1 pseudogene is annotated in these 1,224 nt (G+C 67.5%); it reads right to left on the bottom strand.

Annotated elements, in window-relative coordinates:
* Positions 1 to 278 precede the first annotated feature (278 nt).
* Positions 279 to 1,224, bottom strand: a pseudogene (locus AC1DP0_RS22020) (IS256 family transposase); the annotation flags it as partial.

Below are 1,224 nucleotides of genomic sequence, written 5' to 3'. Positions count from 1 at the left end.
GCCTTGGGGTCGACTGCCGCAGCCACATGGACTTGGGTGTGCGCATCGATTCCGACCGTGACTACTTCTCTCATGAGCAACTCCTCAACCCATCGACGATGATGATGGTGGTGGTCGAGGACAGTCCTGCCGTTCGGTCAGCACGCCGCTCTTAGGTCACGGGACCACCGGTCTAGAGAGAGCCCGGAGGGACTGGCCCTAACGGGGTCAAGGCCCTGAGGCCCGACAGAAAGATTCCGGGTCACCCCCGGGCTCCCAAGGCTCAGACAACCACGCAGGAAGATCCCGACGACGTCGGTGCGGCGGCGGATCTCTCGGTTGAGGCGCTCGTTCGGGTTGTTGGACCAGATCTGGCGCCAGATCTCCTTCGGGAAGACGGTGAACGCGAGGATGTCCGCGCGAGCGAGCTCGAGGTGTTCGGCGACGGTCGGGAGCTTCTCGTACAGGCCCTCGAGGACCCGGTCGAACTGGCCGTTCACGCTGTCGGCATCGGGTTGGTCGTACACGCTGTGCAGCAGCGCCCGCACCCAGCCCCACTGCGACTTAGGGGTGACGGACATGAGGTTCGCGGCGTAGTGGGTGCGGCAGCGCGCTGCCACGAGGCCGCGGGCAGGGTCGCCCCGATCGCCTCGACCAGGCCGGCATGCGCGTCGCTCGTGACGAGTGCGACATCGGACAGCCCGCGGGCGGTCAAGTCGCGGAAGAACGACAACCATCCGGAACCGGATTCGGTTGTGGCGGTGTGGATCCCGAGGACTTCCCGGTAGCCGTCGGCGTTGACGCCGGTGGCGACCATCACCGCGACCTTCACGACCCGGCCGGCCTCGCGGACCTTCATCGTGAGCGCATCGGCTGCGACGAACGTGTACGGCCCTCGGACAGCGGACGGGTGCGGAATGCGGCGACCTGCTCGTCGAGGTCCTTGGCCATCACCGATACCTGCGACTTGGACAGGCCGGTGATGCCGAGCGTCTTGACGAGCTTGTCCATCCGTCGAGTGGACACCCCGAGCAGGTAGCAGGTCGCGACGACCGTGGTCAGGGCCGCCTCCGCGCGGCGGTGCCGCTCGAGGAGCCAGTCGGGGAAGAAGGAGCCCTCCCGCAGCTTCGGGATGGCCACCTCGAGGGTCCCGGCCCTGGTGTCGAGGTCACGGCGGCGGTAGCCGTTGCGGGAGTTGACGCGATCCGCCGAGCGGACGCCGTACTCGGCGCCGCACACGCTGTC

This window comes from Terrabacter sp. P5_B1 (assembly GCF_056400505.1).
Note: the sequence above shows the minus strand (reverse complement) of the source record. Positions and strands in the feature narration are given on the sequence as shown.